23 protein-coding genes are annotated in these 26,511 nt (G+C 71.0%); 8 read left to right on the top strand and 15 right to left on the bottom strand.

Translation table 11 applies throughout. The annotated features are described in order from the left end of the window. Positions 1 to 39: 39 nt before the first annotated feature. The gene (locus tag ACWFRU_RS02410; protein WP_453683888.1) at positions 40 to 387 is read right to left on the bottom strand and encodes a hypothetical protein; all 348 of its coding nucleotides are present in this window, start codon (positions 385 to 387) and stop codon (positions 40 to 42) included. A 131-nt stretch (positions 388 to 518) separates the two neighbouring features. Between ACWFRU_RS02410 and ACWFRU_RS02405 the strand changes: the two genes are divergently transcribed. Continuing rightward, the gene (locus ACWFRU_RS02405) at positions 519 to 779 is read left to right on the top strand and encodes a DUF2277 domain-containing protein (protein ID WP_453683887.1); all 261 of its coding nucleotides are present in this window, start codon (positions 519 to 521) and stop codon (positions 777 to 779) included. Here ACWFRU_RS02405 and ACWFRU_RS02400 read toward each other — a convergent pair. Next, positions 776 to 1,438, bottom strand: a complete 663-nt coding sequence (locus ACWFRU_RS02400) for a DedA family protein (RefSeq protein WP_453683886.1) — start codon at positions 1,436 to 1,438, stop codon at positions 776 to 778. The genes ACWFRU_RS02405 and ACWFRU_RS02400 overlap by 4 nt on opposite strands. A 257-nt stretch (positions 1,439 to 1,695) precedes the next feature. On the opposite strand from ACWFRU_RS02400, the gene ACWFRU_RS02395 reads away from it, so the two are divergent. Further along, on the top strand, positions 1,696 to 2,286 hold the full coding sequence (locus ACWFRU_RS02395) for a superoxide dismutase family protein (protein ID WP_453683884.1): 591 nt from the start codon (positions 1,696 to 1,698) through the stop codon (positions 2,284 to 2,286). Positions 2,287 to 2,452: 166 nt separating this feature from the next. On the opposite strand, the gene ACWFRU_RS02390 is transcribed toward ACWFRU_RS02395, so the two are convergent. From ACWFRU_RS02390 to ACWFRU_RS02375, 4 genes are all read right to left on the bottom strand, one after another. Beyond that, on the bottom strand, positions 2,453 to 2,902 hold the full coding sequence (locus ACWFRU_RS02390; protein WP_453683882.1) for a DoxX family protein: 450 nt from the start codon (positions 2,900 to 2,902) through the stop codon (positions 2,453 to 2,455). Positions 2,903 to 2,964: 62 nt separating this feature from the next. Continuing rightward, a complete protein-coding gene (locus ACWFRU_RS02385; RefSeq protein WP_453684497.1) occupies positions 2,965 to 4,905 on the bottom strand; it encodes an FAD/NAD(P)-binding protein in 1,941 nt (646 codons plus the stop codon). A gap of 305 nt (positions 4,906 to 5,210) precedes the next feature. After that, positions 5,211 to 6,929, bottom strand: coding sequence for an alkaline phosphatase D family protein (locus ACWFRU_RS02380; protein ID WP_453683880.1), 1,719 nt, complete (start codon positions 6,927 to 6,929; stop codon positions 5,211 to 5,213). Between the two features lie 169 nt (positions 6,930 to 7,098). Continuing rightward, on the bottom strand, positions 7,099 to 7,746 hold the full coding sequence (locus tag ACWFRU_RS02375; protein ID WP_453683878.1) for an HNH endonuclease family protein: 648 nt from the start codon (positions 7,744 to 7,746) through the stop codon (positions 7,099 to 7,101). A gap of 486 nt (positions 7,747 to 8,232) precedes the next feature. Between ACWFRU_RS02375 and ACWFRU_RS02370 the strand changes: the two genes are divergently transcribed. Continuing rightward, positions 8,233 to 8,811 (top strand): TMEM165/GDT1 family protein, encoded by a 579-nt coding sequence (locus tag ACWFRU_RS02370; protein ID WP_453683877.1) that lies wholly within the window; start codon positions 8,233 to 8,235, stop codon positions 8,809 to 8,811. 262 nt (positions 8,812 to 9,073) lie between these two features. After that, positions 9,074 to 9,739: an HAD-IA family hydrolase gene (locus tag ACWFRU_RS02365; RefSeq protein ID WP_453683875.1), complete on the top strand. Its 666-nt coding sequence runs from the start codon at positions 9,074 to 9,076 to the stop codon at positions 9,737 to 9,739. A 618-nt stretch (positions 9,740 to 10,357) separates the two neighbouring features. Here ACWFRU_RS02365 and ACWFRU_RS02360 read toward each other — a convergent pair. Beyond that, a complete protein-coding gene (locus tag ACWFRU_RS02360; protein WP_453683874.1) occupies positions 10,358 to 11,161 on the bottom strand; it encodes a peptidoglycan-binding domain-containing protein in 804 nt (267 codons plus the stop codon). A gap of 337 nt (positions 11,162 to 11,498) precedes the next feature. Between ACWFRU_RS02360 and ACWFRU_RS02355 the strand changes: the two genes are divergently transcribed. Then, complete coding sequence (locus ACWFRU_RS02355) at positions 11,499 to 13,568, top strand: MDR family MFS transporter (protein ID WP_453683873.1); 2,070 nt, start codon at positions 11,499 to 11,501, stop codon at positions 13,566 to 13,568. Between the two features lie 97 nt (positions 13,569 to 13,665). Here ACWFRU_RS02355 and ACWFRU_RS02350 read toward each other — a convergent pair whose 3' ends face one another. From ACWFRU_RS02350 to ACWFRU_RS02335, 4 genes are all read right to left on the bottom strand, one after another. After that, entirely contained in the window at positions 13,666 to 14,205 is a 540-nt protein-coding gene (locus ACWFRU_RS02350; RefSeq protein WP_453683871.1) for a GNAT family N-acetyltransferase, read from the bottom strand. Between the two features lie 73 nt (positions 14,206 to 14,278). Next, the gene (locus ACWFRU_RS02345; protein WP_453683869.1) at positions 14,279 to 14,917 is read right to left on the bottom strand and encodes a LysE family translocator; all 639 of its coding nucleotides are present in this window, start codon (positions 14,915 to 14,917) and stop codon (positions 14,279 to 14,281) included. A gap of 116 nt (positions 14,918 to 15,033) precedes the next feature. Then, positions 15,034 to 15,360: an antibiotic biosynthesis monooxygenase family protein gene (locus ACWFRU_RS02340; RefSeq protein ID WP_453683868.1), complete on the bottom strand. Its 327-nt coding sequence runs from the start codon at positions 15,358 to 15,360 to the stop codon at positions 15,034 to 15,036. 79 nt (positions 15,361 to 15,439) lie between these two features. After that, a complete protein-coding gene (locus ACWFRU_RS02335; RefSeq protein WP_453683866.1) occupies positions 15,440 to 15,853 on the bottom strand; it encodes a DnaJ family domain-containing protein in 414 nt (137 codons plus the stop codon). Between the two features lie 115 nt (positions 15,854 to 15,968). Here ACWFRU_RS02335 and ACWFRU_RS02330 point away from each other — a divergent pair, with 115 nt between their 5' ends. Then, the gene (locus tag ACWFRU_RS02330; RefSeq protein WP_453683865.1) at positions 15,969 to 16,361 is read left to right on the top strand and encodes a hypothetical protein; all 393 of its coding nucleotides are present in this window, start codon (positions 15,969 to 15,971) and stop codon (positions 16,359 to 16,361) included. Between the two features lie 101 nt (positions 16,362 to 16,462). Here ACWFRU_RS02330 and ACWFRU_RS02325 read toward each other — a convergent pair whose 3' ends face one another. Then, positions 16,463 to 17,131, bottom strand: coding sequence for an O-methyltransferase (locus ACWFRU_RS02325; protein ID WP_453683863.1), 669 nt, complete (start codon positions 17,129 to 17,131; stop codon positions 16,463 to 16,465). Positions 17,132 to 17,315: 184 nt separating this feature from the next. On the opposite strand from ACWFRU_RS02325, the gene ACWFRU_RS02320 reads away from it, so the two are divergent. Continuing rightward, positions 17,316 to 18,560 carry a serpin family protein gene (locus ACWFRU_RS02320; RefSeq protein ID WP_453683861.1) on the top strand — a complete coding sequence of 415 codons (1,245 nt, stop codon included), beginning with the start codon at positions 17,316 to 17,318 and terminating at the stop codon, positions 18,558 to 18,560. A 574-nt stretch (positions 18,561 to 19,134) separates the two neighbouring features. Here the strand turns inward: ACWFRU_RS02320 and proP are convergent. Then, on the bottom strand, positions 19,135 to 20,649 hold the full coding sequence (gene proP / locus ACWFRU_RS02315) for a glycine betaine/L-proline transporter ProP (RefSeq protein WP_453683859.1): 1,515 nt from the start codon (positions 20,647 to 20,649) through the stop codon (positions 19,135 to 19,137). A gap of 507 nt (positions 20,650 to 21,156) precedes the next feature. Between proP and ACWFRU_RS02310 the strand changes: the two genes are divergently transcribed. Beyond that, the gene (locus ACWFRU_RS02310) at positions 21,157 to 23,253 is read left to right on the top strand and encodes a bifunctional glycosyltransferase 87/phosphatase PAP2 family protein (RefSeq protein ID WP_453683858.1); all 2,097 of its coding nucleotides are present in this window, start codon (positions 21,157 to 21,159) and stop codon (positions 23,251 to 23,253) included. Here the strand turns inward: ACWFRU_RS02310 and ACWFRU_RS02305 are convergent. Together ACWFRU_RS02305 and ACWFRU_RS02300 are read right to left on the bottom strand one after the other, a co-directional pair. Then, positions 23,207 to 24,829, bottom strand: a complete 1,623-nt coding sequence (locus ACWFRU_RS02305) for a hypothetical protein (RefSeq protein ID WP_453683856.1) — start codon at positions 24,827 to 24,829, stop codon at positions 23,207 to 23,209. The two genes, ACWFRU_RS02310 and ACWFRU_RS02305, sit on opposite strands and share 47 nt — an antisense overlap. Before the next feature lie 148 nt (positions 24,830 to 24,977). Then, on the bottom strand, positions 24,978 to 26,222 hold the full coding sequence (locus ACWFRU_RS02300) for a cytochrome P450 (protein ID WP_453683854.1): 1,245 nt from the start codon (positions 26,220 to 26,222) through the stop codon (positions 24,978 to 24,980). Positions 26,223 to 26,511: the final 289 nt, after the last annotated feature.

Genomic DNA, 26,511 nt, shown 5'->3' with positions numbered 1-26,511 from the left:
GCAGCACCTCCTCGGCGTAGGGGGAGTCAACGCCCGCCGTCACCCGGTGTCAATGACTTTCTCGTGTATGTGTTTGAGCCGTGCGCGAGCCGCCACCGCGTCGGGTCCCGTCAGCTGTTCCCAGAAGCGGTGACAAGTGACAAACACCGCCAACTCCCTTTCCCGCGCCCGGAGTTTCTCGACCTCCGCCTGTTCGTCCGGGGTCCAGCCGGGGGAGGCGGGGCGCTCCACCTTCCGCCAGCCGTGGTCGTCGCTGAAGCCGTCGAGGGGCGTGACCGACCAGGGGAGCCGCTTCAGCAGGGCCAGGAGCTCGGCCCGGACCTGGTGCAGTTCCTCCTGACCCGCGAGGAGGTCGTCCGGAAAGTCGTATGCAGGGGTTGCAGGCACCCCGTAATGCTACTCCTGTTCGAATTACGAGTGCGAGGGCTCTCGCGGTCGCGACACGACTTCTGAGCGACCGCAGGCACGACTTTCCGCACGACTTCCCGCGCGCGGCACACTCGCGGCAAGCTGGAGGCATGTGCCGCAGCATCAAGACGCTCCGTCCGCCCGCCATCCCCGAGGACGCCACCGAGGAGGAGGTCCGGGCCGCCGCGCTCCAGTACGTGCGCAAGGTCTCGGGGTTCCGTGCCCCGGCCGCGCACAACCGTGAGGTCTTCGACCGTGCCGTGGACGCGGTCGCCGAAGCCACCGCCGAGCTGCTCGCCGGGATCGAGGTGCGCGGAGGAGGCAAACCGCGGGCCGCCGAGCAGGCGCCCGAGGAAGCCCCGGCGGCTTAATTCGCCGCGGTCGCCGCAGGCGTGCCCGCCGTGGCCGTGGCCGTAGCCGTCGCGGTCCGCGGCCGTCGGACCAGGAACGCCGCCCCCGCGCCCGCCGCGAACAGCGCGAGCAGGGAGACGCCCGTGGCCAGCCACGTCGCGCCGAGCCACTGCGCGCCGAAGTAGCCGAGCGCGACGCTGTATCCCGCCCAGGCCACCCCCGCCAACGCCGACCAGGGCAGGAACTCGCGCACCTTGCGGTGTGCGGCTCCCGCCGCGATCGAGACGATCGAGCGGCCCGCGGGGGCGAAGCGCGCGATGACGACCAGGGCGCCGCCGCCCCGGGAAAGCGCCGCGCCGAGACGTTCCTGCGCGGTGGTCAGGCGGCGCGAGCGGGCGATGGCCCGGTCCAGGCGGTCGCCGCCGCGCCAGGCGAGGCGGTAGACGGCCAGGTCACCGAGGACTGAGGCGGTGGCCGCGCAGAGCAGCAGGAGCAGGATGTCGGGGACGGCGTGCGGCACGCTCTGCGCGCTGGTGCCCGCCGCTGCGGCCGCCGTGGCCGCCGTGATGACGAGGACGCCGCTCGGCAGGACGGGCACGACGATGTCGAAGAGCACGGAGAGCGCGACCACCGCGTAGATCCACGGGCTGCTGGTCAGTGAGCCCAGATTCTCAAGCACCGAAATTCCCCGTAACTCCCCGGCCGACGACTTGACTGCCGCGACGTCGCGGGGGAGCGGCAGGGGCGGCTTGGTGACAGCTGTACAGCGTACGCCGCGCCCGTCCGCGGAGATCCACGGGGGGCTCATATGTTCGCTACATCACGTTCACCCGGCTGCCGCCCCCGATGGGGCATACCGCGCCGAAGTCCCGTACCAACATCATCACCAACTCAAGCGACCGGCAGGTCGGCGGACGGTACGGAAGGAGCGGGGCGATGGTGGCAGGAATGCTCGCCGGGGCCGTGGCAACGGCGGTGCTCGCAGCGGGCGGTGGCACGGCCGGTGGCGGTGCGCCCTTTGACGAGGGAGTGCCCTCGCACCAGGGTGCGCCCTTTTACGAGATGAAGGTCGGGGGGCGGTTCGCACCGCCCGCGGCCTCCATGTACGTGTGGGCGGTCACCTACGACACGAAGCTGGTTCCCGCCGGGTCCCAGATCGAGATCGACCAGCGAGGCAGGCCGAACGACATGTCGGTCACGCTCCGGGTGAAGGGAATGCAGCCTGGCCACGCGTACGGCGCACACGTGCACCAGAAGCCGTGCGGTGTCGACCCCGAGGCGGCAGGCGGGCACTACCAGCACCGCAAGGACCCGGTCCAGCCTTCCGAGGACCCGGCCTACGTGAACGCGGAGAACGAGGTCTGGCTGGACTTCACCGCGGGCACGGACGGCTCGGGTACGGCGACGGCCCGCCATGACTGGGAGTTCCGGCCGGGTGAGGCCAGATCCGTCGTGCTGCACCGCGAGCGGGGCGGCGCGGGGGAGCGGGTGGCGTGCTTCACGGTGCCGTTCCTTCCCACCCACTGAGGCCCTCGGGGGAGCGATGACACTCCCGGGGCGCGCGACGGGGCTGACGATGCAGACGTGACGGTGCCCCCTTCCTCGTACGCGTACGAGGAAGGGGGCACCGTCACAGGTGCACCTGAGCGCGCGTCCGCGTCAGGCGGCCACCCGTGTCAGGCGGCCACCGGGGTCAGGCGGCCACCGGGGTCCGCTCCGAGGCGGCCTTGTCGGCGCTCTCGCCGCGCGAGGCGAAGAGCCGGTCCAGGCCGAGCGCGCCCGAGCCGGTGAAGACGAGCAGGAGCATGGCCCAGCAGAAGATCGCGGAGGCCTCGCCGCCGTTCTGCATCGGCCACAGGGCCTCCGGCTGGTGCACCTTGAAGTAGGCGTACGCCATCGAGCCGGACGAGATGAACGCGGCGGCGCGGGTGCCGAGGCCGAGGACGACCAGGCCGCCGCCGACCAGCTGGATGACGGCCGCGTACCAGCCGGGCCAGGTGCCCGCGTCGACCGTGCCGCCGCCCATCGCGCCACCGAGCACTCCGAAGAGCGAGGCGGCGCCGTGGCAGGCGAAGAGCAGGCCGATGACGATGCGGAAAAGCCCGAGGGCGTAGGGCTGGGCGCTGTTGAGACGTCCAGTCATGGTGGGGGACTCCTTCGGTTTTCGGGGACGGTAACCGAGTGGAGGCCCAAGGTTAGGTGAACCTAATCAATGCTTGCAAGTTCAACATCTGGCCATTCGGGCGATTCCGTTTCCCCTGCGGACGGGATCACTCCCCTCGCCGACGGGATCTTCGCGACGCCCGCCGCCGTTCGCAGCACGGCCCGCGCCACCGCGTCCGCGTCCGACAAGGTCACCGAGTCGACACCGGGCCGGGCCCCGGCGGCCGTCACCCAGTGCACGCCCTCGGTGGGCACGCCGAACGCGTACCGCCTTACGTGCGCACGACCTTGACGGTTGATCAGGTGATAAGGGCGAGGCGTGACGTCGACGCCTCCGGTTTCGTGGCCGTCGACGACGTGGGCGCGGCACTGCCCGGTCCTCAGGAGGTGCCCGAGCAGTTCGTCCGCGGTGCGCCGCACGTCCGGTTCGGGGAGCCGGGCCTCGATCACTGTGGTGACCGACACAGCCGACCCCGGTACGTCGGGTGAGTGCGCGAGGTACGTCCCGTCCGCGGTGGGGCGCACGTCGAGACGCGGGCCGAGCACATGGAGGACGCCCGCCTCGATGAGCGCGGTCATCTCCTCGATCCGGCGCCGGGGCGGGCCGATCGAGAGGTAGGCGTTGAGCGGCGTGTACCAGCGGTCCAGGTGCTCGCGGCGTGAGGTCCCGGACAGGCCGCCGTGGTCGAGGATCAAGCGGAGTTCGTTGCGCAGGTCGCGCAGCACGTCCAGGGCTGATTTCAGGGGGCTCGCGACATTGCCGAGCGCGGCCTGCGCGGTGTCCTCGCGCAGATACGCGAGCAGCCAGGCGCGGAAGTCGTCCGGGGAACGGAAGTTACGGCCGGAATGCGGCTGCGCGAGGCGGTCCCAGGACCAGCGCGCGGTCCCGGGAATCCCGAACTCGGCCAGGACTCGCTCTTCTTGAGGGCTGCGGTGTGGCGCCGCGAGGAACGCGTCCCGGAACTCCTCGCCGCGTCCGGCGGGGTGCACGAGGGCGGTGTAGTAGACCGTCTCGACCTCCTTCGCGACCAGCGGCCATATATCGTCGAGGAAGTCCGGGGCGTCGCCGCTGTCCGCGCGCTTGCGGAAACGGGCTATGACGTCGGGGGTCAGGACGAGCGGTTCGTGACGTCCGTACGGGCCCTTCGCGTTGTCGCCGCGTGCCTGGTACGGGATGCCGCGCCGCGACCCCGCGTACAGCTTCGGCTCGTGCCCCGAGGGCTGGTAGCGCAGCCCGCCCCCGGGCGCGGGGACGAAGCGTCCGCCGCGCGCCTGCGTCAGGAGCGCCATGTGGTCGAAGAAGTTGAGGCCGAGCCCGCGCAGCAGGACGTGCTCGCCGGGGGCGATGGCCGAGAGGTCCACATCGGCGGGGTTGGCCGGTGGTATGTGGCGGAGGCCGTGGCGCGCGGCGTGCGCGGCGAACTGCTCCTGCGTGGCGTCACCCACCGCGGGGAGGTGCCCTTGGGCGAGGACGACGGCGCCGAGCCCGGTGAGTTCGCGACCGCTGTCGAGCACGAGGGACTGGGGGCCGTCGCTCGGGCCGTCCAGCCGCACCGCGCGCGCCGCGTGCACCTCGACCCGGACCGATCCGGGCGCGGCGCGCAGGGTTTCGGCGAAGACCCACTCCAGGTAGCGGCCGTAGCAGACGCGCGTCGGGTAGTCGTCCGGGCCGAGCCCCGGCGCGTGCCCGGCGGCGGCCCACGCGTACAGGCTCGGCCCCGGCCGGATCGGTCCGGCGCAGTCGACGCTCTCGTCGGTGAAGAGGGTCACCTGGGAGGCGACCGTGTTCATGAGGAGCTCGGCCGGCTGGGCGGTCCGCCAGACACGCCCCGGCCCCGGGGGTGAGGGGTCGACGACGTGGACCGTCAGCCGTGCTCCCGGCGGCAGGAGTTCGGCTGCCGAGGCACAGAGGCGCTCGAGGACGCTCGTCCCGCGGGGCCCCGCGCCGACGACGGCGACTGCGACTGCCTCTGCGTCTGCGATTGCGTCTGCGACGTCATGGTCCGGTGCGGCCGATGCGGATGGTGCGGACAAAGGCGTGACTCCCGGGCATTGCAAGGGGCGGTGGGGGATGCGGGGTGTTGAGGGCGATGGAAGCGGACGGTCCGCCTCATCATGCCGCCGCGGCACCGGAAGGCGAACCCCGCAGCGGAGGATCACCGGACAGGTGTGTCCTGTGTCACGTGAGGTGTGTGAAGCGCCTGTGTCCTATGGGGGGTTATGGAAAACAAAGGGGCCTGAGGGGTCTCACGAGGTCTCGCGAACCCGTGAGCCACGCCCCCGCCGCGTCAAGAGAGCTGTGACTCCTGGGTCGTCTTCAGGTGCGTGCCCACGCCCTTCACCACCTGCGCCTGGTCGAGACGCACGTGGGCCGAGCGGCCCCGCAACGTCAGCGTCATGAGCTGGTTGCCGAACCAAGGCCCGCCTGTCTTGCGCCAGTTGATGGCTGCCGGTGCCGAACGGCCGTGGCGTACGAAGCGGCGGCCCAGCGCCCGGCCCACCCTGCTCCAGCCGAAGTGGAAGCCCAGTTTTATCGACGCGGGGATGGAGTTGTGGACGGGGGAGCACGTCAGCTGCAGGACGCGGGATTCGGGACCGCCGCCGTCCGGCCACGTGGGCTCCGCGATGTACGCGTGGTGGACGTCGCCGGAGAGCACGCACACCGTCGCCGGGGCGCCCGCTCCCGTGCCCGCCTCGGCGATCAGGGAGGTCAGGGCGTCGAAGGACGCGGGGAACGCCGCCCAGTGCTCCAGGTCCGAACGCCGACGCAGGTTCTCGCCGAAGCGGGCCCAGCGCGCCCCTCGCTCGCCACGGCACAGCGCGGCGTTCCAGCCCTCGGCGTCATGGATGAGGTGCGGCAGGAGCCAGGGCAGCGACGTACCGATCAGAAGGTGGTCGTAGCCACCGCGCGTGCTGCCCGCCCCGATTTCGCCACCCGTGCTGCCCGCCCCGATTTCGCCACCCGTTCTGCCCGCCACGCCGTCCAGCGCCTGCTCGCGCAGCCAGCGGGCCTCCTCCGGGTCGATCATCGCGCGGTTCTGCTCGTCCAGGACGCGCGCCGCCCGGGTGTCGATCATGAGCAGGCGTACGCGGCCGAAGTCCCGGCGGTAGCTCCACCGGGTCGCCCCGGCATCGGCGTCCGACGCGGAGGCGAAGGCGCGCAGCGCGTCCGTGCCGTCGGGTGTCGAGCGCAACGTGGCGTACAGCTCGTCGCGTTCGAGTTCGGCGGGCGGCAGATTGCCGATGTGCTGGTAGACCCAGTACGACATCAGGCCGCTCAGCACGCGCTCGCGCCACCAGGGCGTCGCGCGCATCTCGGCGAGCCAGGCCGCGCTGGTGTTCCAGTCGTCTATGACGTCGTGGTCGTCGAAGATCATGCAGCTGGGCACGGTGGAGAGCAGCCACCGCACCTCGGGGTCGAGCCACGACTCGTAGTAGAGGTGGGTGTACTCCTCGTAGTCCGCGACCTGGTCACCCGGCGGGTCGTTCAGATTGCGGCGGGCCGCGAGCCAGCGCCGCGTCGCCTCGGAGGTGTTGTCCGCGTACACCTGGTCGCCCAGGAGGAGCAGGACGTCCGGGCGGTCGGCGGGCGTGCCGGTGGCGATGCGGGCGGCGAGGGTGTCGAGGGCGTCGGGCCCGACGGGGTCGTGCTCGTCGCTCGGCGGTGCGGCCCAGCGGCAGGACCCGAAGGTGACCCGGAGCGCCTCGTCGTCGCCGTCGCCGGGCGTGCGGATGGTGCTCGGCGGGAAGGGCGAGTCCGGCAGCGGCCACACGGGGGCGCCGCTGTCGCCGAGCCGCACCTCGTACGCGGTCTCCGTGCCCGGACGCAGCCCGGTGACCGGGATGAGCGCGTAGTGATGGCCCGCGATCTGGAACGTGTTCGCCGTGCCCTTGGAGCCGTCGGCGCACCGCACCTCGGCGGTGCACGGGCGGTCGGCCTCGACCCAGACCGTCGCCGTCGAACCGTCGACATACCTCAGCAGTGGACCCAGGCGCAGCCGTGCCACGATGATCACTCTCCTCCGTCGCCCCGTACGGTACGGAACGACGGAGGCCAGTGGGGAGGTTCCGGGGATTCCCGCTGGTTACAGGCCGGTGACCTCAGCGCTCATGCGAGCCGGCGGTCTCACCGCACATGCGAGCCGCTGGTCTCACGGCTCATGCGAGCCGCTGGTCTCAGCAGCCGTTGAGGACCGACGCCAGCTTGGTCTTCTCCGCCGCGTTCACCGTGAGGTTGTAGTGGTGCTTCACGTCCACCCACATCCGGGCGTAGTAGCAGTGGTACGACGTGGTGGGCGGCATCCATTCCGCCGGGTCCTGGTCGCCCTTGCTCTGGTTGACGTTGTCGGTGACGGCGATCAGCTGGGGGCGGCTGAGATCGTTGGCGAAACCTTCCCGCTGGGCGGTGGTCCAGCTGCTCGCGCCGGACTTCCAGGCCTCGGAGAGCGGGATCACGTGGTCGATGTCGACGTCGGACGCGGCGGTCCAGGTGCCGCCGTCGTACGGGGACTTCCAGGTGCCGGACGTGGCCGCGCAACTGGAGTCCTGCTGGACGTTCGTGCCGTCGCGCTTGAGGACGACCTCGCGGGTGTTGCAGGCGCCGGACTGGGTGCTCCAGTGCGGGAACTTCTCGCGGCTGTAGCCGTCGGACGAACCCTCTGCCTTCTCGGTGAGCTGGCCCAGGTAGGTGCGGGCCGTGGCGGCGGAGACCGGCGCCGGGGGAGCGGCCTGGGCGGGTGCGCCGGTGAGGAGGGCCGCCGCGGAGGTGAGAGCGGTCAGGGCGGTGACCGTGGCGAGACGTCGACGCGCGTAGACAGCGGACATACGAACTCCCTTGATGTGGGGGGATGTTGGCCGTTGGGGCGGCCATGCTGACGCGGTGGGGTTTCCTGCGGATGTGCGTCAGGTGACAGGGTCGCGTCAATCAGGTGCTCAGTTCAAGAGTTCTGGCGCCGTGTCATGTGCGTTCATGCGTACGGGAGTTGGATTTGAGTGACCCGGGTCACATGATGGGGGGTCGAAAGACCCTGGTCCGGGGTGTTCGTGCGTCCCGTACGATGGATGGCGCAGAAGGGGAGTAGCTCTTCGCCGGACCGTCGACATACTGCTCAGCTCGCCTGAGCCGGCGCCCGGAGGCAGGCCCCGTCGTCCACGCGGTGTACCGCGGCGGACCGGGTCGGCCAGCGAGACCTTCGGCAAGCAGTACCCGACGTACATGACCGTGTACGTCCGTGTGTGCTGCCGTGCCGAGGTGTCGTACGTGAGGTACAGATTGCTCTCGGTGGGGCAGCCCCGACCGATTGAGGAACCTTGATCAGCATCAGCGTGACGGCGCTCGTCTTCGGCGTCGTCTTCCTTGCCGAACTTCCGGACAAGACAGCGCTGGCCGGGCTCGTCCTCGGGACGCGCTACCGCGCCTCGTACGTCTTCGCCGGGGTCGCGGCCGCCTTCGTCGTCCATGTCGTGCTCGCCGTGGCGGCGGGCAGCGTCCTGACGCTCCTGCCGCAGCAACTGCTGCACGCCCTCACCGGCGTCCTCTTCCTCGGCGGGGCGGCGATGCTGCTCCTGAAGGGCGGCGAGGACGAGGAAGAGGTCCGCGAGCCCAAGGACCAGAGCTTCTGGAAGGTGTCCGGCGCGGGTTTCATGCTGATCCTGGTCGCGGAGTTCGGTGACCTGACGCAGATCATGACCGCGAACCTGGCCGCTCGGTACGACGACCCGCTCTCCGTGGGTCTCGGTGCGGTGCTCGCGCTGTGGGCGGTCGCCGGGCTCGGCATCGTCGGCGGAAAGGCGCTGATGAAGCGGGTGCCGCTGGCGCTCATCACCAAGATCGCGGCGCTGTTGATGCTGGGGCTCGGGGTGTGGAGCTTGTACGAGGCGATTGCCTGAGCGGCGGACGGGCGGACGGGCGGACGGGCGGGCGGTCGGGCCCCGGGCCTTGGGGTTCGGGGTTTGTCGGGGCGCTGGGGCGGGGGCTTGATGCCCTGTAAGGGGTGTGACCTGCGGTGCTGGCGTCTGTTGGCCCCTTTTTGTATCGTGGAGAAACAAAGTGGCTCCGCCCGTGTTCCCTGACCGGCGGGCGGAGCTGCCTTGATCCTTTCCCGCGACATCTCCGCACCCCCTCTGTCCTCTGTGCCTCTGGAGTACGCCGATGACGGCTGAGACCGCCTCTGTTCTGACCGCCCGGGCTCTCCTCCTGGACATGGACGGGACCCTCGTCAACTCCGACGCGGTGGTCGAGCGCTGCTGGCGGCGCTGGTCCGAGCGGCACGGTCTCGACTTCGACGAGGTCATCAAGGTCGTCCACGGCCGCCAGGGGTACGCCTCGATGGCGGTGCTGCTGCCCGAGCGGCCCATGGAGGAGAACTACGCGGAGAACCGCGAGATGCTGGCCGCCGAGACCGCCGACATGGAGGGCGTCGTCCCGGTGCCGGGCGCGGCGGCCTTCCTGGCCTCCCTCGAAGGGCTGCCGCACGCGCTCGTGACGTCCGCCGACGTGCCCCTGTCCAACGGGCGGATGGCCGCGGCCGGGCTGGCGCTTCCGGCCACGCGGATCACCGCGGAGAGTGTGAGCGCGAGCAAGCCCGACCCCGAGGGGTTCCTCAAGGGCGCCGCCGAGCTGGGCTTCGACCCCGCCGACTGCGTCGTGTTCGAGGACTCCGGTGCGGGTATAGCCGCGGGGCTCGCGGCGGGCATGCGGGTCGTGGGGATCGGCCCCCGGGCCGGGGAGTTCGGGCCCACCGTGCATGTCGCCGATCTGACGGAGGTACGGGTGGAGCCGGTTGCCGGTGGGGGGATGCGGCTCAGCTTCGGCTGAGCTTTGCTGGCCTTTGGCTGGTCTGCTGCGGCTTTCGCCCGGCTGTGCGGCCGTCCACTCGTCCACTGCGGGTTCCGGCGCCTTGCACCTTTGCGGTGCGGGGCGCCTTTTGGTTTCTGGTGGTGGGGGCGGCTTTGCTTGGCGTCTTTGCGTTTCCCGTGGTGGGGGCGGCTTGCGTGGCGTCTTTGGGTTTCCGGTGGTGGGGGCGTTCCCCGTGAGGTGGGGTGCCTAGCGTTTCCCAGGTGCGCGGGAGTCTCGCGTTTCCTCCTGGGGCGGGGTGCCTCGCACTTCCCGGTGGTGGGGGCGTCTCGCGTTCCCGCGGGCTGAGGGGGGTCTTCGCCTGCCCCGTGCTGCGGGGCACCTCGGGTTCCTCCGTGCTGCAGGGCGCCCCGTGTTCCCCCGTGCTGCGGGGCACCTCGGGTTCTCCCGGGCTGCGGGGCGCCCCCTGTTCCCGCGTGCTGCGGGGCACCTCGGGTTCCTCCGTGCTGCAGGGCGCCCCGTGTTCCCCCGTGCTGCGGGGCACCCCGCGTCCCCCGTGCGGCAGGGCACCCCGCGTCCCCCGCCGTCCAACGGCTCCCGCCGCCCTACGGCTCCCGCCGCCCTACGGCTCCCGCCGCCCTACGGCTCCCGCGTCTCCGCCTCCAGTGCCGCTCGCGTCTCCTCGCCGTAGACCCCCCTGCCGTCGCCGTGCGTCGCGCGGGCGTACTGGTAGCGGGCCACCGCGTCCTCCACCTGGCGGTCGTACCTGCCGTGGGCTGTATCCATGTAGAGGTACAACTGCTGCAGGCGTTCCTGGAGTTCCGCGACCTCAGGGCCCCTGTCGCCGCGGCGCAGGACGCGGTCGGCCTTGGGGGACGCCGGTTCCACCGAGCCCGTCGCCCGTGCCGTCGAGCGGCTCGGCGGCCGGGTGGTCCGCGGCTTGGCCGAGGCCGAGCGGGACGGGGCGGGGGACGGGCTCGCCTTGGGCGAGGCGGACGATGACGCCGATGTGGACGGCGACGCGGAGGGTGCGGCGGACGTCGTCGAGGGCGGCGGCGCCTCCGTGGCGGATTCGGAGGGGCCGGTCACCGCACGGGTCGGCACGTCCGGCAGCGCCTGCTCCCGCTGCGGCTTGTCGGGCGAGAGCAGGACGGCGGCGAGCACCGCGACGGCGACCACCGCCGCCACGGCGCTCACGGCCGCGTACACGCCCGCACGGCGGCGCCGCGGCGCTGGTCCGTCGTCGTACGGCAGAGGGGGCGCGGAGCCGTCCTCTCCCGGTGCGGAAAGGTTGCTGCCCGCACCGTCCACGCCCGCCCCGCCCTGCGCGAACAGCCCCACGTCCGCCGAGCGCGGCGGAGCCGCGGCCTCCGGTGGGAGAACGTGGGCGGGGGCCGGCTCGGGCGCCGGCTCCTGCGCGAGGCCGGGCTCCGGCAACGTCACGTACGGACGGATACGCAGCGGATCGAAGTCCTCCGCGGCGGCCGCGTCCGCGGACCTAGCGTCCCGTGCCGCGTCGGCGGCCCGTTCCGTACAGCCGCAGACAGGCGCGCTGCCCGCTGCGCGCGACGCACCGCATTCAGGACACCGCCGCTCACCCCCCGGGCCGCTGCCGTCGCCGTCCGGACGTCTTTCCGTGCTGCTCACTCTTCGTACCCCACCCCTAGAGAACTCCAGCGATTATGCAGACCCACGCTTCAACAGGCCATAACGGGTCACACGGACCAGGATGGAGAGGGAGAGCCCTCGCAGGACACGCGGGAGTCCTCAGGAGGTGTCCATGACGCAGGACGTCAGCGCCCGCCCCGTGGGGCCGGAGCCAGATCCCGTCCCCGGGCCACCGGACGCGCACGCGCACGGCGGCGTACTGGTCTCCATCGGTGCGCTGCTGCTCGGCATGCTGCTCGCCGCCCTCGACCAGACCATCGTCTCGACCGCGCTGCCCACCATCGTCAGCGAGCTCGGCGGCATGGAGCACCTCTCGTGGGTCGTCACCGCGTATCTGCTCGCCGCGACGGCCGCGACGCCCCTCTGGGGCAAGCTCGGCGACCAGTACGGCCGCAAGAAGCTGTTCCAGCTGGCCATCGTGATCTTCCTGGTCAGCTCGGCGCTCTGCGGCATGGCGCAGAACATGCCGCAGCTCATCGGCTTCCGCGCGCTCCAGGGAATCGGCGGCGGCGGACTCATGGTCCTGTCGATGGCGATCGTCGGTGACATTGTCTCGCCGCGTGAACGCGGCAAGTACCAGGGCCTGTTCGGTGCGGTCTTCGGTGCGACGAGCGTCCTCGGGCCGCTGCTCGGCGGCCTCTTCACCGAGCATCTCAGCTGGCGCTGGGTCTTCTACATCAACCTCCCGATCGGTGTCGTCGCGCTCGTCGTCATCGCCGCGGCCCTGCACATCCCGGTGCGCTCGACGAAGCACGTCATCGACTATCTCGGCACCTTCCTGATCGCGGCCGTCGCCACCTGCCTCGTCCTCGTCGCCTCGCTCGGCGGCACCACCTGGGAGTGGGGATCGCCGCAGATCATCGTGCTCGCCGTGCTCGGCGTCGTGTTCGCCGCGGCCTTCGTGGCCATCGAGCGCAGGGCGGCCGAGCCGGTCATCCCGATGAAACTGTTCCGGGTCAGGACGTTCACGCTCTCCGCGATCATCAGCTTCGTGGTCGGCTTCGCGATGTTCGGCGCGATGACCTATCTGCCGACGTTCCTGCAGGTCGTCCAGGGTGTCTCGCCGACGATGTCGGGCGTGCACATGCTGCCGATGGTGATCGGCATGCTGATCTCGTCGACGGCGTCCGGCCAGATCGTCAGCCGTACGGGCCGCTGGAAGGTGTTCCCGGTCGCGGGCACCGGCATCACGGCCCTCGGCCTGCTCCTCCTGCACCAGCTCGACGAGAACAGCGGCACGGGCGAGATGAGCGCCTACTTCTTCGTCTTCGGCTTCGGGCTCGGCCTGGTCATGCAGGTCCTGGTGCTGATCGTGCAGAACGCGGTCCCGTACGGGGATCTGGGCGTCGCCACGTCCGGCGCGACGTTCTTCCGCTCCATCGGAGCCTCGTTCGGCGTCGCGATCTTCGGCACGATCTTCGCCAACCGGCTCGTCACCAAGCTCGACGACGCCGTGGCGGGGCAGCAGCTGCCGCCCGGCGTCAGCGCGGACTCCCTGAAGGCGGACCCGCGCGGCATCGCCGAACTTCCGGCGGCGCTGCAACCCGGCGTCGTCCACGCGTACGCCTCTTCCATCACGGACGTCTTCCTGTACGCGGCGCCGGTGGCCCTGGTCGCCTTCGTCCTGGCCTGGTTCCTGCGCGAGGACAAGCTGCGCGGCTCGGTCACGGCGCCCGATCCGACGCAGACGCTCGCCAGCAATCCCGTCGAGCGTTCGTCGTACGACGAGGTGGCGCGGGCGCTCTCCGTCCTCGGGACGCGGGAGGGCCGCCGCGAGATCTACGTACGCATCACCGAGCGGGCGGGCTACGACCTGCTGCCCGCCGCCAGCTGGCTCCTGCTGCGGATCAGCCGGCACGGCCACGTGGAGCCGGCGATGCTCGCCGAGCGCACCACCGTGCCCCTGTCCGTGATCACGGCGGCGTCCCGCCAGGTCGAGGAGCGCAGGCTCGCCCTGCGCCAGGGCATGGGCCTGACGCTGACCGACGCGGGCCGGGCGGCGGTCGCCAGGCTCGCCAGGGCCCGCGAGGAGTCGCTGGCCGAACTGCTCGGCGACTGGTGGGGGCCCGACCGGCCCACCGACCTGGTCAAGCTCGTCGAGGAGCTCGGCGCCGAGATGTGCGGCTCCGACGCCGAACAGCCGCACAACGGCAGGTCGCCACAGCGCGGGGTGGCGGCCTGAGCGGCGCCGCCACCTCGCTCTCATGCCCGTGTGGGGGGAAGTCAGGTCGGGACGGGTCAGGCAGGACGGGTGGGGTCAGGGGTCAGGCGGGGGCAGGTCAGGTCAGCTTCTTTGCGTACCAGCACTCCGCGTACATCCGCTCGGTGAGCGGCTCGCTCTCCTCGTAGCCGTGCCGGGCGTAGAGCGCCCTGGCCTCGACGAGGTCGAGGCGGGTGTCGAGGATGATGCGCTCGGCGCCGAGCGCGCGGGCGGCGTCCTCGGCGGCGGCGAGGAGGAGCGCGGCGCCGCCCTTGCCGCGCATGTCCTCGCGGACGAAGACGCGCTTGAGCTCGGCGGTGGGAGGGCCGGGCAGGTCGTCCGTGAGCCGCACCCCGGCGGTACCCGCGGGTTCGCCCCCGTACCGGGCGACAAGGAGTGCGCCGGTGGGCGGGCGCAGGTCGTCGCCGGTCTCCGCCGCGACCTCGCGCTCCAGCTCTCCGGGGTCGGTCCTGCGCCCCTCGTGGAGGAGGTAGTACCGGTCGCTCACCTCGGTGTAGTACGCGCGCCACAGTGCGGCGGCGACGGGGGAGCCGACGGCCTCGGGGGCAACGGTCCAGGAGGCGGTGGGGGAGGTGCCGTGCTCGATGCGGGTGGTCATGGGCCATTGTCGGGACGCGACTGCCGTGCCCCGCAAGCGAATTAGGGGCGGCGCGGCCTTGCTGCCGGGGTAGTCAGTCCTTGCGTCCGGTGGCGGCGATGCTGACGCCGAGCCCGATCATGGTGAGCCCGCCGACGCCGCCGACGGTCGAGAGGCGCCGCGGAGAGTGCGCGAACCAGCCGCGCGCGGTGGCCGCGACCAGCCCCCACACGCTGTCGGAGGCGAGGGCGATGGCGTTGAAGACCAGGCCGAGCAGCAGCATCTGCAGCATGACGTGCCCCTGCTCGCGGTCGACGAACTGCGGCAGCACGGCGGCGAAGAAGACGATGGTCTTGGGATTGGCCACACCGACGGCGAACCCTTCCCACAGCGTACGAAGGCCGCTGTGGGCGGGGGCGTCGCCGGTGAACGAGGCGTACAGCGAACCGCGTTGACGCACCGCCTTGACCCCCAGATACACCAGGTACGCGGCGCCCAGCAGCTTCAGCGCCGTGAACACGACGACCGAGCGCTCCACGACGGTGCCGACCCCGAGGGCGACGGCGACCACGAGCACGTACGCGCCGATCGTGTTCCCCACCACCGAGGTCAGCGCGGCCCGGCGCCCCTGCGCCAGCGCCCGCCCGATCACGAACAGGACGCTGGGCCCGGGAATCACGATGAGCAGAAACGACATGGCCGCGAAGGCGAGTATCCGATCGGTGGACATCATGAACTCATGGCACCACGGGGCAGGCGGGCGCCGGTATCGCTTTTCCGCCGTGCCGCGCCGTGCCGTGCCGCGCCGATCGACGGAGCCGGGGCCGGGCGGGGATCGGGCAGCGGTCGCTAGCCCTTGGGCGCGGCCTGCTGTACGACCTCGAACGACCACACGGCGGCGCTGCTCGACGCGGGCTTGGGCCGCTCTCCGCCCGCGGCGCCGCCCCCCTGGTGCGCGGCCTTCATCGGGCCCTCCATCCACGCCTGGAAGGACTCCTCGTCGCGCCAGCGCGTGTAGACGAGGTAGTCGTCGGTCCCTTCGATGGGGCGGAGCAACTCGAACCACTCGAAGCCGTCCGAGTTCTCGACGGCGCCGGCGCGGGACGCGAAGCGCTTCTCCAGGGTTTCCCGCTGCTCGGCGGGAACGGTCAGCACGTTGATCTTCACGATGCTCATGAGGCCATCCTGCCGCAGGGGCGTGCGGCCGCGGTGACCGACCCGACCTGAGGTCGGGGCGCCGGCGGAGCTTGCCGGGCTAGCCCCTGTCCGGGTGGCGTTCGCGCCATGCGTGCGCCACCTCGTCCACGTCGAACGGCTTCAGGCCCAGGGGCGGGCCCGGGGGTGGCAGGCGCAGGGCCTCGGTGATCTTGGCGTTGAGGTCCGTCACGAGTTTCCGGGCGGCTCGTTCGGAGGGGGCGTCCGGTGCCGCGGCCAGGACGTCCTCGGCCTCCTTGCGCAGGGCGAGCGTCGGGGGGAGGTGGGAGAGGCCCTCGCGGGCCATCTTCTGTTTGATCCACCACTGTTCGTCGTGCGACGTGGTGTTCAGGGCGGCCGGCAGCGGCTTGCCGCGGCCCTTCAGGGTGGCGAAGTCGCCCCGTTCCTCGGCCTCGCGGATCTGTTTGTCGATCCACGACTCGAAGCTGACCTCAGGTGGTTTCCGTTCAGTCATACGTCCATTGTTCCAGGCGACGGTGCGGTCACGTGAGGTGCGCCATAGGATGCGGCGGCGCGGGGGCGTGTGCGGCCGTCGCGCTTTCTGGACGCCGAGAGCTGGGGGAGCGTACGTGCTGGAGCTGACCATGGCCTCGCTGGCCGGGGCGGACGAGGGGGCGACCGCGGGCATGCTCATGGCCGACGCCCCGAGCGCGCCGGGTTCCGTGTTGCGGGTGGGGCGCGATCGCGGCGTGTGCCGTCTTGTGCCGCCGGATGACTGGCTGTTCGTCTCGCGCACCCATCTGGAGTTCCGCTGCGGGCCTGACGGGGCCTGGACCGTCACCTGGGTGCGCGGGTCGCACCCCGAGCCCGCCTCGGAGGTGCGGCTCAGTGTGGGCGGGGTGCCGGCGCCCCTTGAGTACGGGGGGACGGCTCCGCTGCCCCGGGGCGGGTCCGGTGACGTCGTCATTCAGGACCGGGCCGGGCCTCGCAGCGTGAACGTCGGGTTTTATTTGGAGGGTTGAGGCCCGGGGGGCTGGGCTGGGCAGGGCTGGGTTGGGTTGGGCTGAGCTTGGGTGGTTGGGAGTGGCTGGTGGGTGGGATTTTTTTCCTGCCGGGCGGGGGATCAGTCCAGTACTCGGGCCAGGGCCAGGCCGTCGTAGCCCTTGGTGCCCACCGTCTGCAAGGCCGTCCCGGTCAACTTCGGGTGGTCGGCGATGAGTTGCAGTGCCTCGCGCGTGCCCTGCACGCCGGCGTCGGTGCTGTCCGCGTCGACCACCGCGCCGCTCCGTACGACGTTGTCCACGATGATGAGGCTGCCGGGGCGGGTGAGCTTGAGCGACCACTCCACGTAGTGCGGGTTGTTGGCCTTGTCCGCGTCGATGAAGACCAGGTCGAACGGGGCCGCCTCCTCGGCCACGAGTGCGGCGAGCGAGTCGAGCGCCGGGCCCACCCGGACCTCGGTGAGCTTGTCCAGGCCGGCTCGGGCGAGGTTGCCGCGGGCCACGTCGGCGTGGACCGGGGAGTACTCCAGGGTGATCAGGTGGCCGTCCGCGGGGAGGGCGCGGGCCAGCCAGATCGTGCTGTAGCCGCCGAGCGTGCCGATCTCCAGGATGCGGTGCGCGCCCTGGATCTGTGCGAGGAGCTGGAGCAGCTTGCCCTGGTTCGGCGCGACGCTGATCTGCGGCAGGCCGGCGGCGTCGCTGTCGTGCAGGGCCGCGGCCAGCGCCTCGTCGGCGGGGGCGAGCAGATCGGTGAAGTACGTGTCCACCGCGGTCCATTGCTGCTGGGGCATGGGGGCCTTTCCGGGGCAATCGGCACTCGTTAGGTTCGCTAACGATGTTAGTCGGGGTGGGGTCGATTGTCAGTGGGGACTCGCATACTGAGGTCGATGGGTTGTGGGGCGTGGGGCGCGGGTCGCGGGTCGCGGGGCGCGGGTCGTGGTGGTTTGGCGAGGGCTGAGAGCTGCGGGGGTTCAGATGACGTACGGGGATGGGGTCCGGGCGGGTGCTGGGGCTGGGGCCGGGGCTGATGTGAGTGTTGGGCGGGGGTTGCCCGTGGATGCTGTCCGGGGGCTGGCCGATCGGTGGCTTCCGCTGATGGCTTCGCCGGGCTCGGGGGGTGGGCCGGGGCGCGGTGAGGATGCCGGTGCGGGGGACTTCGTGTGCTCGCCCGCGGGGTTGTGGCTCGCGCTGGCCGCCGTTGCTGTGGGCGCGCGAGGGGAAACCGCCGGGGAGTTGCGGGAGTTGCTCGGCGTCGCGGGGGGAGAGGCTGCCGGAGTGGTCACGGCTGCCGCGCGGGCCTTGGGCGGTACGGATGCGGTGGCCGTCGCCACGCGGGTGTGGAGCAGGGGCCCGGTGTACCGCGCCTATCGGGAGGCGTTGCCGGATGTGGGGTTCGGGCCGATGGGTGACGCGGATGCGGATGCGGATGGGGATGCGGATGCGGATGCGGACGGCTCGGGGTCGGGTGGCGTGGGCTCGGGTGGGATTGATGCTTGGGTGCGGGAGGCTACCGGGGGGCTGATCGAGCGGCTGCCGGTGGTGATCACTCCGGATGTGCTGCTGCTTCTCGTCAACGTGCTTGCGCTCAAGGCGCGTTGGGAGATCCCCTTCGAAGGGGCGGGTACGCGTGACCAGGACTTCACGGACTCCCTCGGTGTACGGCACCGGGTGCCCACGATGCACCGGCCCGTTCCGCTGAACTCCGCCTGGACGGTGGGCGGTGCGAGTGTCGTCGAGCTGAAGTGCCGGGCGGAGGGCGGGCGGGCGCCGGCCCGGGTGCGGTTCGTCCTCGGCGAGCCGGGGGCCGGGGCCGCCGAGGTGCTGCCGCTGGCGTGGGCGCCGGAGGGGCGGTGGACGGGGATCGACGCCGAGCAGATCAATATGGCGCTGCCGCGGATGTCCTTGCGGACGCGGGTCGACGCGACGGAGCAGTTGGCCGCGTTGGGGGTGCGTTGGGCTATGGGGGAGGGAGCCGACTTCTCCGGGATGTCGCCGGAGAGGCTCGCGATATCGCAGGTGGTGCAGGAGGTTGTGGTGCGGGTCGCGGAGGAGGGGGTGGAGGCGGCGGCGGTGACGGCTGTGCCGATGGCTCCTGGTGGGGCTTATGTCCCTCGACGGGTCGAGTGGATCGCCTTTAACCGGCCGTTCGGGGTTGTGGTGCTTGATGGGATGGGGGAGGTGCCGTTGTTTGTGGGGTGGCAGGCGGGTGTGCCGAGGTAGGCGGTGGCCTTTAGCGGGGTGGTCGGTGGCCCCTGCGGGGCTTGTCCCCAACCCCACCCCTTCCCGAAAACCTGCTCTGGCGCAGTAGCTGGCCGCGCGGCCTTGGGTGCCGTTCATCACCGGCTCCGCCGAGTTCGTCCTCAAGCGCCGGACGGGCTGAATGGGGTGGGCCCGCGGCTCTAGCTGGCCGCGCGGCCTTGGTCACCGTCGATCACCGGCTCCGCCGAGTTCGTCCTCAAGCGCCGGACGGGCTGGGAGGGGCCTGCTGAGGTTGGCTCAGCCTGGCCGCGCGGCCTTGGATGCCGTAGCTGGCCGCGCGGCCTTGCTTGCCGTCCATCACCGGCTCCGCCGAGTTCGTCCTCAAGCGCCGGACGGGCTGGAAAGACCGGGACGGGGCGCCTCGGCCCCAAGCCCGGACGGGCTGGAAGGCCGGGCTTGGGCCGAGGCAGCAGCCCCAAGCCCGCCCGGACCGGAAGCGATGCGCCGCACCAGAAGCCATGCACCGCAAGGACCGCCCCGCAACATCTCACCACCTCAGCCCCACCTCACCCCAACGCTCACCTCACCCCAACCCTCACCTCGCCCCGTTCGCCGGACTTCCCTCCACCGCGGGGCTCCCCTCCGCCGCCGGGCTCCCCTCCACCGCCGGACCCGACCCCGGCAGCGGCCGGCCCGCGCTTTCTGTCATGAACCAGACCGCGATGCCGCCCACCACGGCCGCCGCCATCATGTAGTACGCGGGCATCATCATGTTTCCCGTTGCTCCGATCAGGGCCGTCACCACCAGCGGTGTCGTGCCTCCGAAGATCGAGACGGAGATGTTGAAGCCGATGGAGAGCGAGCCGTAGCGGACCTTGGTCGGGAAGAGGGCGGGGAGTGTCGACGGCATCGACGCCGTGAAGCAGACCAGGAGCAGGCCGAGTGCCGCCATGCCGAGGCCGATCGCCCAGAGCGAGCCCTGGCGGATCAGGAGCAGGGCGGGGACGGACAGGAGCAGGAAGCCCGCGCAGCCTGCCGCGATCACGGGGCGGCGGCCCACCCGGTCGGTCAGCGCGCCCGCGAACGGCTGGACGCACATCATCAGCGCCATCACGGCGAGCACGACGAGCAGCCCGTGCGTCTCGTCGTACTTCAGCTCGCTCGTCAGATAGCTCGGCATGTACGAGAGCAGCATGTAGTCCGTGACGTTGAAGACCAGGACCAGGCCCATGCACAGGAGCAGCGCCTTCCACTGGCCCGTGACCATCTCGCGCAGCCGCACCTTCGGGCGGGACTGTTCGTCCTTGTGGGCCTTGGCGAGCTCCGCGGCGAACGCCGGGGTCTCCTCCAGCTTCATCCGCAGGTACAGGCCGATCAGACCCATCGGGCCCGCGATCAGGAACGGGATGCGCCAGCCCCAGGAGAGGAGGTCGTCGGTGGAGAGGAGGGCGGTCATCAGGGTTACCAGGCCCGCGCCGCCTATGTAGCCCGCGAGGGTGCCGAACTCCAGCCAGCTGCCGAGGAAGCCGCGCTTCTTGTCGGGGGCGTACTCGGCGATGAAGGTGGAGGCGCCCGCGTACTCGCCGCCCGTAGAGAAGCCCTGCACCAGGCGGGCAAGGAGCAGAAGGATCGGGGCGCCCACGCCGATCGTGGCGTACGACGGGATCAAGCCGATCGCGAACGTGCCCGCCGCCATCATGATCATGGTGAGGGCGAGGATCTTCTGGCGGCCGATGCGGTCACCGAGCGGGCCGAAGACCATGCCGCCCAGCGGGCGGATCAGGAACGCCGCCGCGAAGGCGCCGAAGGTGGAGAGCAGCTGGGCCGTGGGGTTACCCGAGGGGAAGAAGACCTTGCCGAGCGTCACGGCGATGTAGCTGTAGACGCCGAAGTCGAACCACTCCATCGCGTTGCCGAGTGCCGCCGCCTTCACTGCCCGCTTGACCAGCACCGGGTCGACGACCGTGACCTCCGGCCGGGCGTCCGGGGGAGTGTTCGCCGGGATGCCCGTCGGGGTGGCCGGGGCGTTCCCCGAGGCATCGCCGGACGGAGGGGCCTGCGTGCGCGAGGTCTGCGGGGGAACGGGTGCGACGGATGCGGCTGCCGGCAAGGGTTCGCTCGCCTGCCTCTCGGTTGACGACAAGGACAGGGCCGCCCAGCGAGGGGCGGCCCGCAAGCGACCATAGGTGTAGACGGCACCATTACGTTCGGTGTCCGGTCGGCCGCGTACTGTCCGGAATGTGGCGCTATGCAGGGCGAATGGATCTACCCCTGGCGGTGGCCGAAAGGCGTACTTGTGATCTATGTCGCGGCGCACGCGAGGAACCGCGCGCGGGGGTCCGGGTCGTTGTTCCATGGATATGAGGTGGACGGCCTGTGAAGGGCGGGTCGTTGGCCTGATCGTCAAACGGACAAAACGTGCTGGTTGGGAAGTCTGGGCAAAAGCCGGTAGAAAGCGGTGTGGCTGCCAGGTGAAATGAGGGTGCCGCGCGTCTCACCAAGGGGCGCGAGCCCTTCGGGTCCGACCGCACACCTCGGGGCCGACGAAGAACTCTCGGGACCGACCGGACGTCGGGACCGAGCGGAGACGACGAACGGGCGGGAGGGCCGACGGGGCGTGGCGAATGTCGAGCACGGAGGACCGGGAAATGCCTTTGGGCCGGGGGGTCCCGGCGCACCGACGACGCGGATCGGGGCGGTCCGTGTCGTCCTCTGGCTGATCGCCGCGGTGCTCGCGGTACGACAGGCGGCCGTCGTCCTGCGTACGCCGAAAGGCGAGCGGCTCATCGATCTGGAGACCTGGATCGGCCCGGACGGCGTCCTGCATGTGAACGGTTCCTTCTACGACGCGGACAAGTTCACCGGCACCCCCTTCGCGGGACTCGTGCTCAAACCGTTCTCCCGCGCGGCCGAGCAGGCGCTCGGCTGGGGCTGGACGTTCGGCACGCTGATCCTGGTCGTGATCCTCGGCCTCGTCGCCGCCCGCGCCCTGCCGCAGCCCGTGTCGCGGCGCACCTCACTGCTCGCCGCGCCCGTCGCGATCTGCCTCCTGATGCTGTCGCTCCCGGTGCGCAACACCCTGTATCTGGGCCAGACCAGCATCTTCCCCGTGCTCCTCGTCCTGCTCGGGTGCTTCGCGGTCCGCGGGGAACGGGCCAGCGGCGTCCTCATCGGCATCGGGGCCGCGCTCCAGCCCACGCTGCTGCTCTTCGCCGCCCTCTTCTGGTTCACCGGCCGCAGACGGGCCACCGCCTCCACCGGCGCCACCTTCCTCGCCATCACCGCGCTCGCCTGGGCCGCGATGCCGCACGACTCGTGGACGTACTGGATACACCACCTCGCGGGCGCGGGCCTCGGCGCGAGTCCGGCCGGGCTCGCCAACCAGTCGCTGCACGGCGCCCTGCTCCGGTTCGGCCTCGAAGGGCCGGTGGAGATCGGGCTGTACGTGGTCCTGGGCGCGGCCGTCGTCTGGTTCGGCGTGCGCCGGGCCGTGCGCTACGCCAAGGACGGGCAGCTGCTGCTCGCCGTCGCGATCACCGGCTGTGTCGCCGTCGCCGTGTCCCCGACGACCTGGCAGCACCAGCTCCTGTGGGTGCTGCTCGCGGTGGTCGGCCGGGCCGGCAAGAAGCAGTCCGACCGGTACATGTGGCCCGTCGCCGTCGTCCTCGTCTCGACGCTGCCGGCGAAGATGATGCTGCCGAACATGCCGGTCGTGGAGCCCATCCGTGACAACGTCGTCCTGATCGCCGCGCTCGCCGCGGCCACGGTGGTGCCGTTCCTCTCCCGTACGGACCCGCGGTACCAGGCGCCCATCCCGACCGACTACGCCAGGCCCGCGCCCGCGCGCTGGAGCTGGGTGCCGCTGCTCCCGTTCTGGCGGCGGGTCACCACCCGGCCGAACCTCCTACTCGAACTGCTCCTGATCCGCGTCGGCTACTCCGCCTACCAGCAGGCCCGCCTGGCAGCTACGGGCGGCACCAACTCGGGCGGCCGGGCCACCGCCGAGCAGCACGGCGAGCAGGTCCACGCGATCGAGCAGTTCCTGCGGATCGACATCGAGCACTGGGTCAACCACGCGGTGGTGAAGGTCAGTTGGCTCGAAGAGTTCTTCAACTTCTACTACACCTCGTTCCACTTCGTGGTGCCGCTGACCGTCCTCGGCGTGCTCTACGTCCGGCGCCCCGCCGACTACCGCTGGGCGCGCTCGGCCCTCGGCTTCGCCACGCTCCTCGCGCTCGTCGGGTTCTGGCTCTACCCGCTGGCCCCGCCGCGCCTGATGCCCGAACTCGGCTTCATCGACACGGTCCACGGCGTGCAGGACTTCACCCAGCCGGACTACGGCACGCTGACCGCGCTCACCAACCAGTACGCGGCGATGCCCTCGCTGCACTTCGGCTGGTCGCTGTGGTGCGGTGTGGTGATCGTGGCCCTCGCGCCTAAGTGGTGGATGAAGGCGCTGGGCCTGCTGCATCCGCTGTTTACGGTCGCCGCGATCGTCGCCACCGGCAACCACTGGATTCTGGACGCGGTGGGCGGCGCGGCCGTCGTCGGCGCGGGCTTCGGCATCGGCTACCTCCTGGCAGGACCCCGAGTGGGCAGGAACCTGGAGGTGGCGACGGGGGCCGAAGCGGTCACGGGTGCGGAGCCGGTCACGGGCGCGAAGCCGGTCATCGACATGACGAAGGACTCGGCGAAGGACCGTACCCCGAGCTGATCGTGTACGTGCCCGGCGTGGACACCGTCAGCCGGGTGAACTCGCCGTGCCGCTCCAGGCAGGCCCCCTCGGCCCGGAGCCACGGCGAGTACACCAGGCGCAGCGTCACCGGCCCGCGCGTGGGGACGCGCACCACCATGGCCGACCCGGTGGACTTCACGACGGTCGCCGGCTTCGACACCATCGGCACCGCGTCCTTCACCCGGAACACCCGCCAGTGCGCGTCCCGCCACACCGGTTCGAGCCACTTGGGGCCACTGGCGACCAGGGCCGCCTCGTCCTCGGCGAAACCGTCCGGCTTGCCCGACGGCAGGACCACATAGCCGACCGCCCACTTGTCCAGCCACGCCCGGTAGGTGGTGGCCGAGAACGACCCGTCGTAGAAGAGGCGCCCGCGTTCGATGTCGAGCTGCCGGTTCCAGCCGCGCGCCATGTTCACGTACGGCGCCAGGGCCGTGGCCTCGCGGTGATTGCGGGCCGGGACGACCTCCACGCGGCCCCGGTCGGCGCCGAGCCGCTCCAGCTCCCGCACCACGCCGTCGGTGTCGGCGGCCCACTTCGGCACGGCCGTCGACACGGTCAGGTCGTCGGCGGTCTTCTGCGCCACCCAGGCCGTGGACAGCACGAGCGCGACGACGAGCACACCGCGGCGTACGCGGGACAGCGCGGGCATCAGCAGGGCCCCGAGCAGCGCGGCGGGCGCGAGCAGCTCGGCCAGGCGTTCGACGTTCGTGCCGATCGGGGACGGGATGAGGTAGGTCAGGACCGTCCCGCCCGCGTACACCGCGGCTCCCCACCGCAGCACGCGCCACTCGCGCGGAGCCGCCACGATGAGCGCCAGGCTGAAGAGCACGGGCGGGAAGATCCGGTCGAACGGCATCAGGTGCTCGCCGGAGAAGGGGAAGAGCGCGGTGGTGATCCCCACGACCAGCACCGGTGGCACCATGAGCGCCGCGGCCCGCCCCCAGTCGCGTACGAGGACATAGGCGGCGCCCGCCACCACGAGGAAGAGTCCCGCCACCGGGCTGGACATGGTGGCGAGCGCCGCGCACACCACGGCGGCCCCCACCCGCCGCTCCCGCACGAGCACCAGGCACGCCGCGAACCCGAAGGCGATGCCGAGCGCGAACGTCGTGCGCCCCGACGCGACGTTGCACCACACCGCGAACGAGGCGAGCACCGCAGGCCACAGCGGGCGCCGCATCCCGGTGCGTTCGACGAGCGCGGCGACCAGCCAGGCACCGGCGACACCCGACACCACCGTCACGGTCTTCACGCCCACGGCGGCCATCAAGTAGGGGGAGATCAGGCTGTAGTTGGCGGTGTGCATGCCGCCGTACCAGAACAGGCCGTACGCGGCGGCCCCATGCTCCGAGGCGAACCGCGCCCACGCCTCCTGAGCCGCCAGGTCGCCGCCGCCGGTGGCGAGAAACGCCGCCCACACCGCGTACAGCGGAAGCGTCGGCAGCGTGGCGACGAGCGGAATCCGGTGGCGTCGGCAGAAACCGCGGAGGGAGGTCTTCCGCTCATTGGGTGTGCTGCCCGACGGTGCGACGGAGAGACCTGCGGAGACCACGGCGACCGTTTCCGTTCGAAGTCTTGGAAAGGCAAGGTTCACTTCTCAAGACGCGTCACGCAACGGAGAAGTTGGCTTCGGCGGAAAAAGACCCGGGGAGGCAGGGGCAGGGCGTGGGTGGAGTTGCCCCTGCCTCCCTGGCGGCGGGTCAGCCGGTGCTGACCTGCAGTTCCTTGACGCCGTTCAGCCAGGCCGAGCGGAGCCTGCGGGGGTCGGACACCAGACGAAGGTCGGGCAGCGCGTCCGCGATCGCGTTGAAGATCAGGTTGATCTCCAGGACCGCGAGCGACTTGCCGAGGCAGAAGTGCGGGCCTCCGCCGCCGAATCCGAGGTGCGGGTTCGGGTCGCGGGTGATGTCGAACGTCATCGGGTCGTCGAAGACCTCGGGGTCGTTGTTGGCCGAGGAGTAGAAGATGCCGACGCGGTCGCCCCGCTTGATCTTCGCGTCGCCGATCTCGGTGTCCTGGGTCGCGGTGCGCTGGAAGGAGACCACGGGGGTGGCCCAGCGCACGATCTCCTCGGCGGTGGTCTCGGGGCGCTCGCGTTTGAAGAGCTCCCACTGCTCCGGGTGGGTGAGGAAGGCGTGCATGCCGTGGGTGATGGCGTTGCGGGTCGTCTCGTTGCCGGCCACCGCGAGCAGGATCACGAAGAAGCCGAACTCGTCGGACGACAGGTTGCCCTCGTCCTCGGCGGCCACCAGCTGGCTGACGATGTCCTTGGCCGGGCACTCCTTGCGCGCCGCGGCGAGGTTCATCGCGTACGAGACGATCTCCATGGCCGCCTCTGCGCCGACCTCCTCGGTGATCGCGTACTCCGGGTCGTCGTAGGCCGCCATCTTGTTGGACCAGTCGAAGATCTTCGTCCGGTCGTCCTGCGGCACGCCGATGAGCTCGGCGATCGCCTGGAGGGGAAGTTCCACGGCGACGTTCGTGACGAAGTCGAAGGAGCCGTCGGCCGCGGCGTTCGCCAGGGCCGTCTCGACGATGGAGCCCGCGCGCTCGCGCAGGGCGTCCTCCAGGGAACGTATGGCGCGGGGGGTGAAGCCGCGCTGCACGATCTGGCGGACCCGGGTGTGCTCGGGCGGGTCCATGTTCAGCATGATCAGCTTCTGGACCTCGATCTGGTCGCGGCTGATCGTCTCGTTGAACCGGATGACCGCGGTGTTGAGGTTGGAGGAGAACAACTCCGGGTGTGTGGACACGTACTTGACGTCCGCGTGCCGGGTGACGGCCCAGTAGCCCGAGTCGTCGAAGCCCGAGATGCGTGGCGGCTGGGCGATCCAGCGCACCGGTTCGGTCTGCCGCAGCTGGGCGAACTCCGGGTGGGGCACGCGCTCTTGGAGCAGGTCGGGGTCGGTGAAGTCGAACCCGTCGGGCAGCGCTGGACAGGGCATCGGCAACTCCAGGAGTTCAGTTCTGGCAGCTCTGTAGCTGTCCTGACGGTCCATCAGGAGATGCCCCGCAAGGTAGTAACGGGTTCTACAAGTGGCAAGGCCCGTGCCGGGGTCGCTTCCCCAAGCTCTCAAAGAGCAGGGGAGGCCCCACTGTGTGTGCGTCCTGCGCAAGGTGCGTGCAAGCCCCTTGCGGTGCCGGGGTCGCGCTCAGCAGACTGCTTGCAGAACTAGAACGCGTACTAGTTCTCCGCGTGGGTGCCGGGACACTCGCGCGGGATGTGGATGGAGA

The sequence above is a fragment of the Streptomyces sp. NPDC055099 genome, assembly GCF_053607685.1.
Note: the sequence above shows the minus strand (reverse complement) of the source record. Positions and strands in the feature narration are given on the sequence as shown.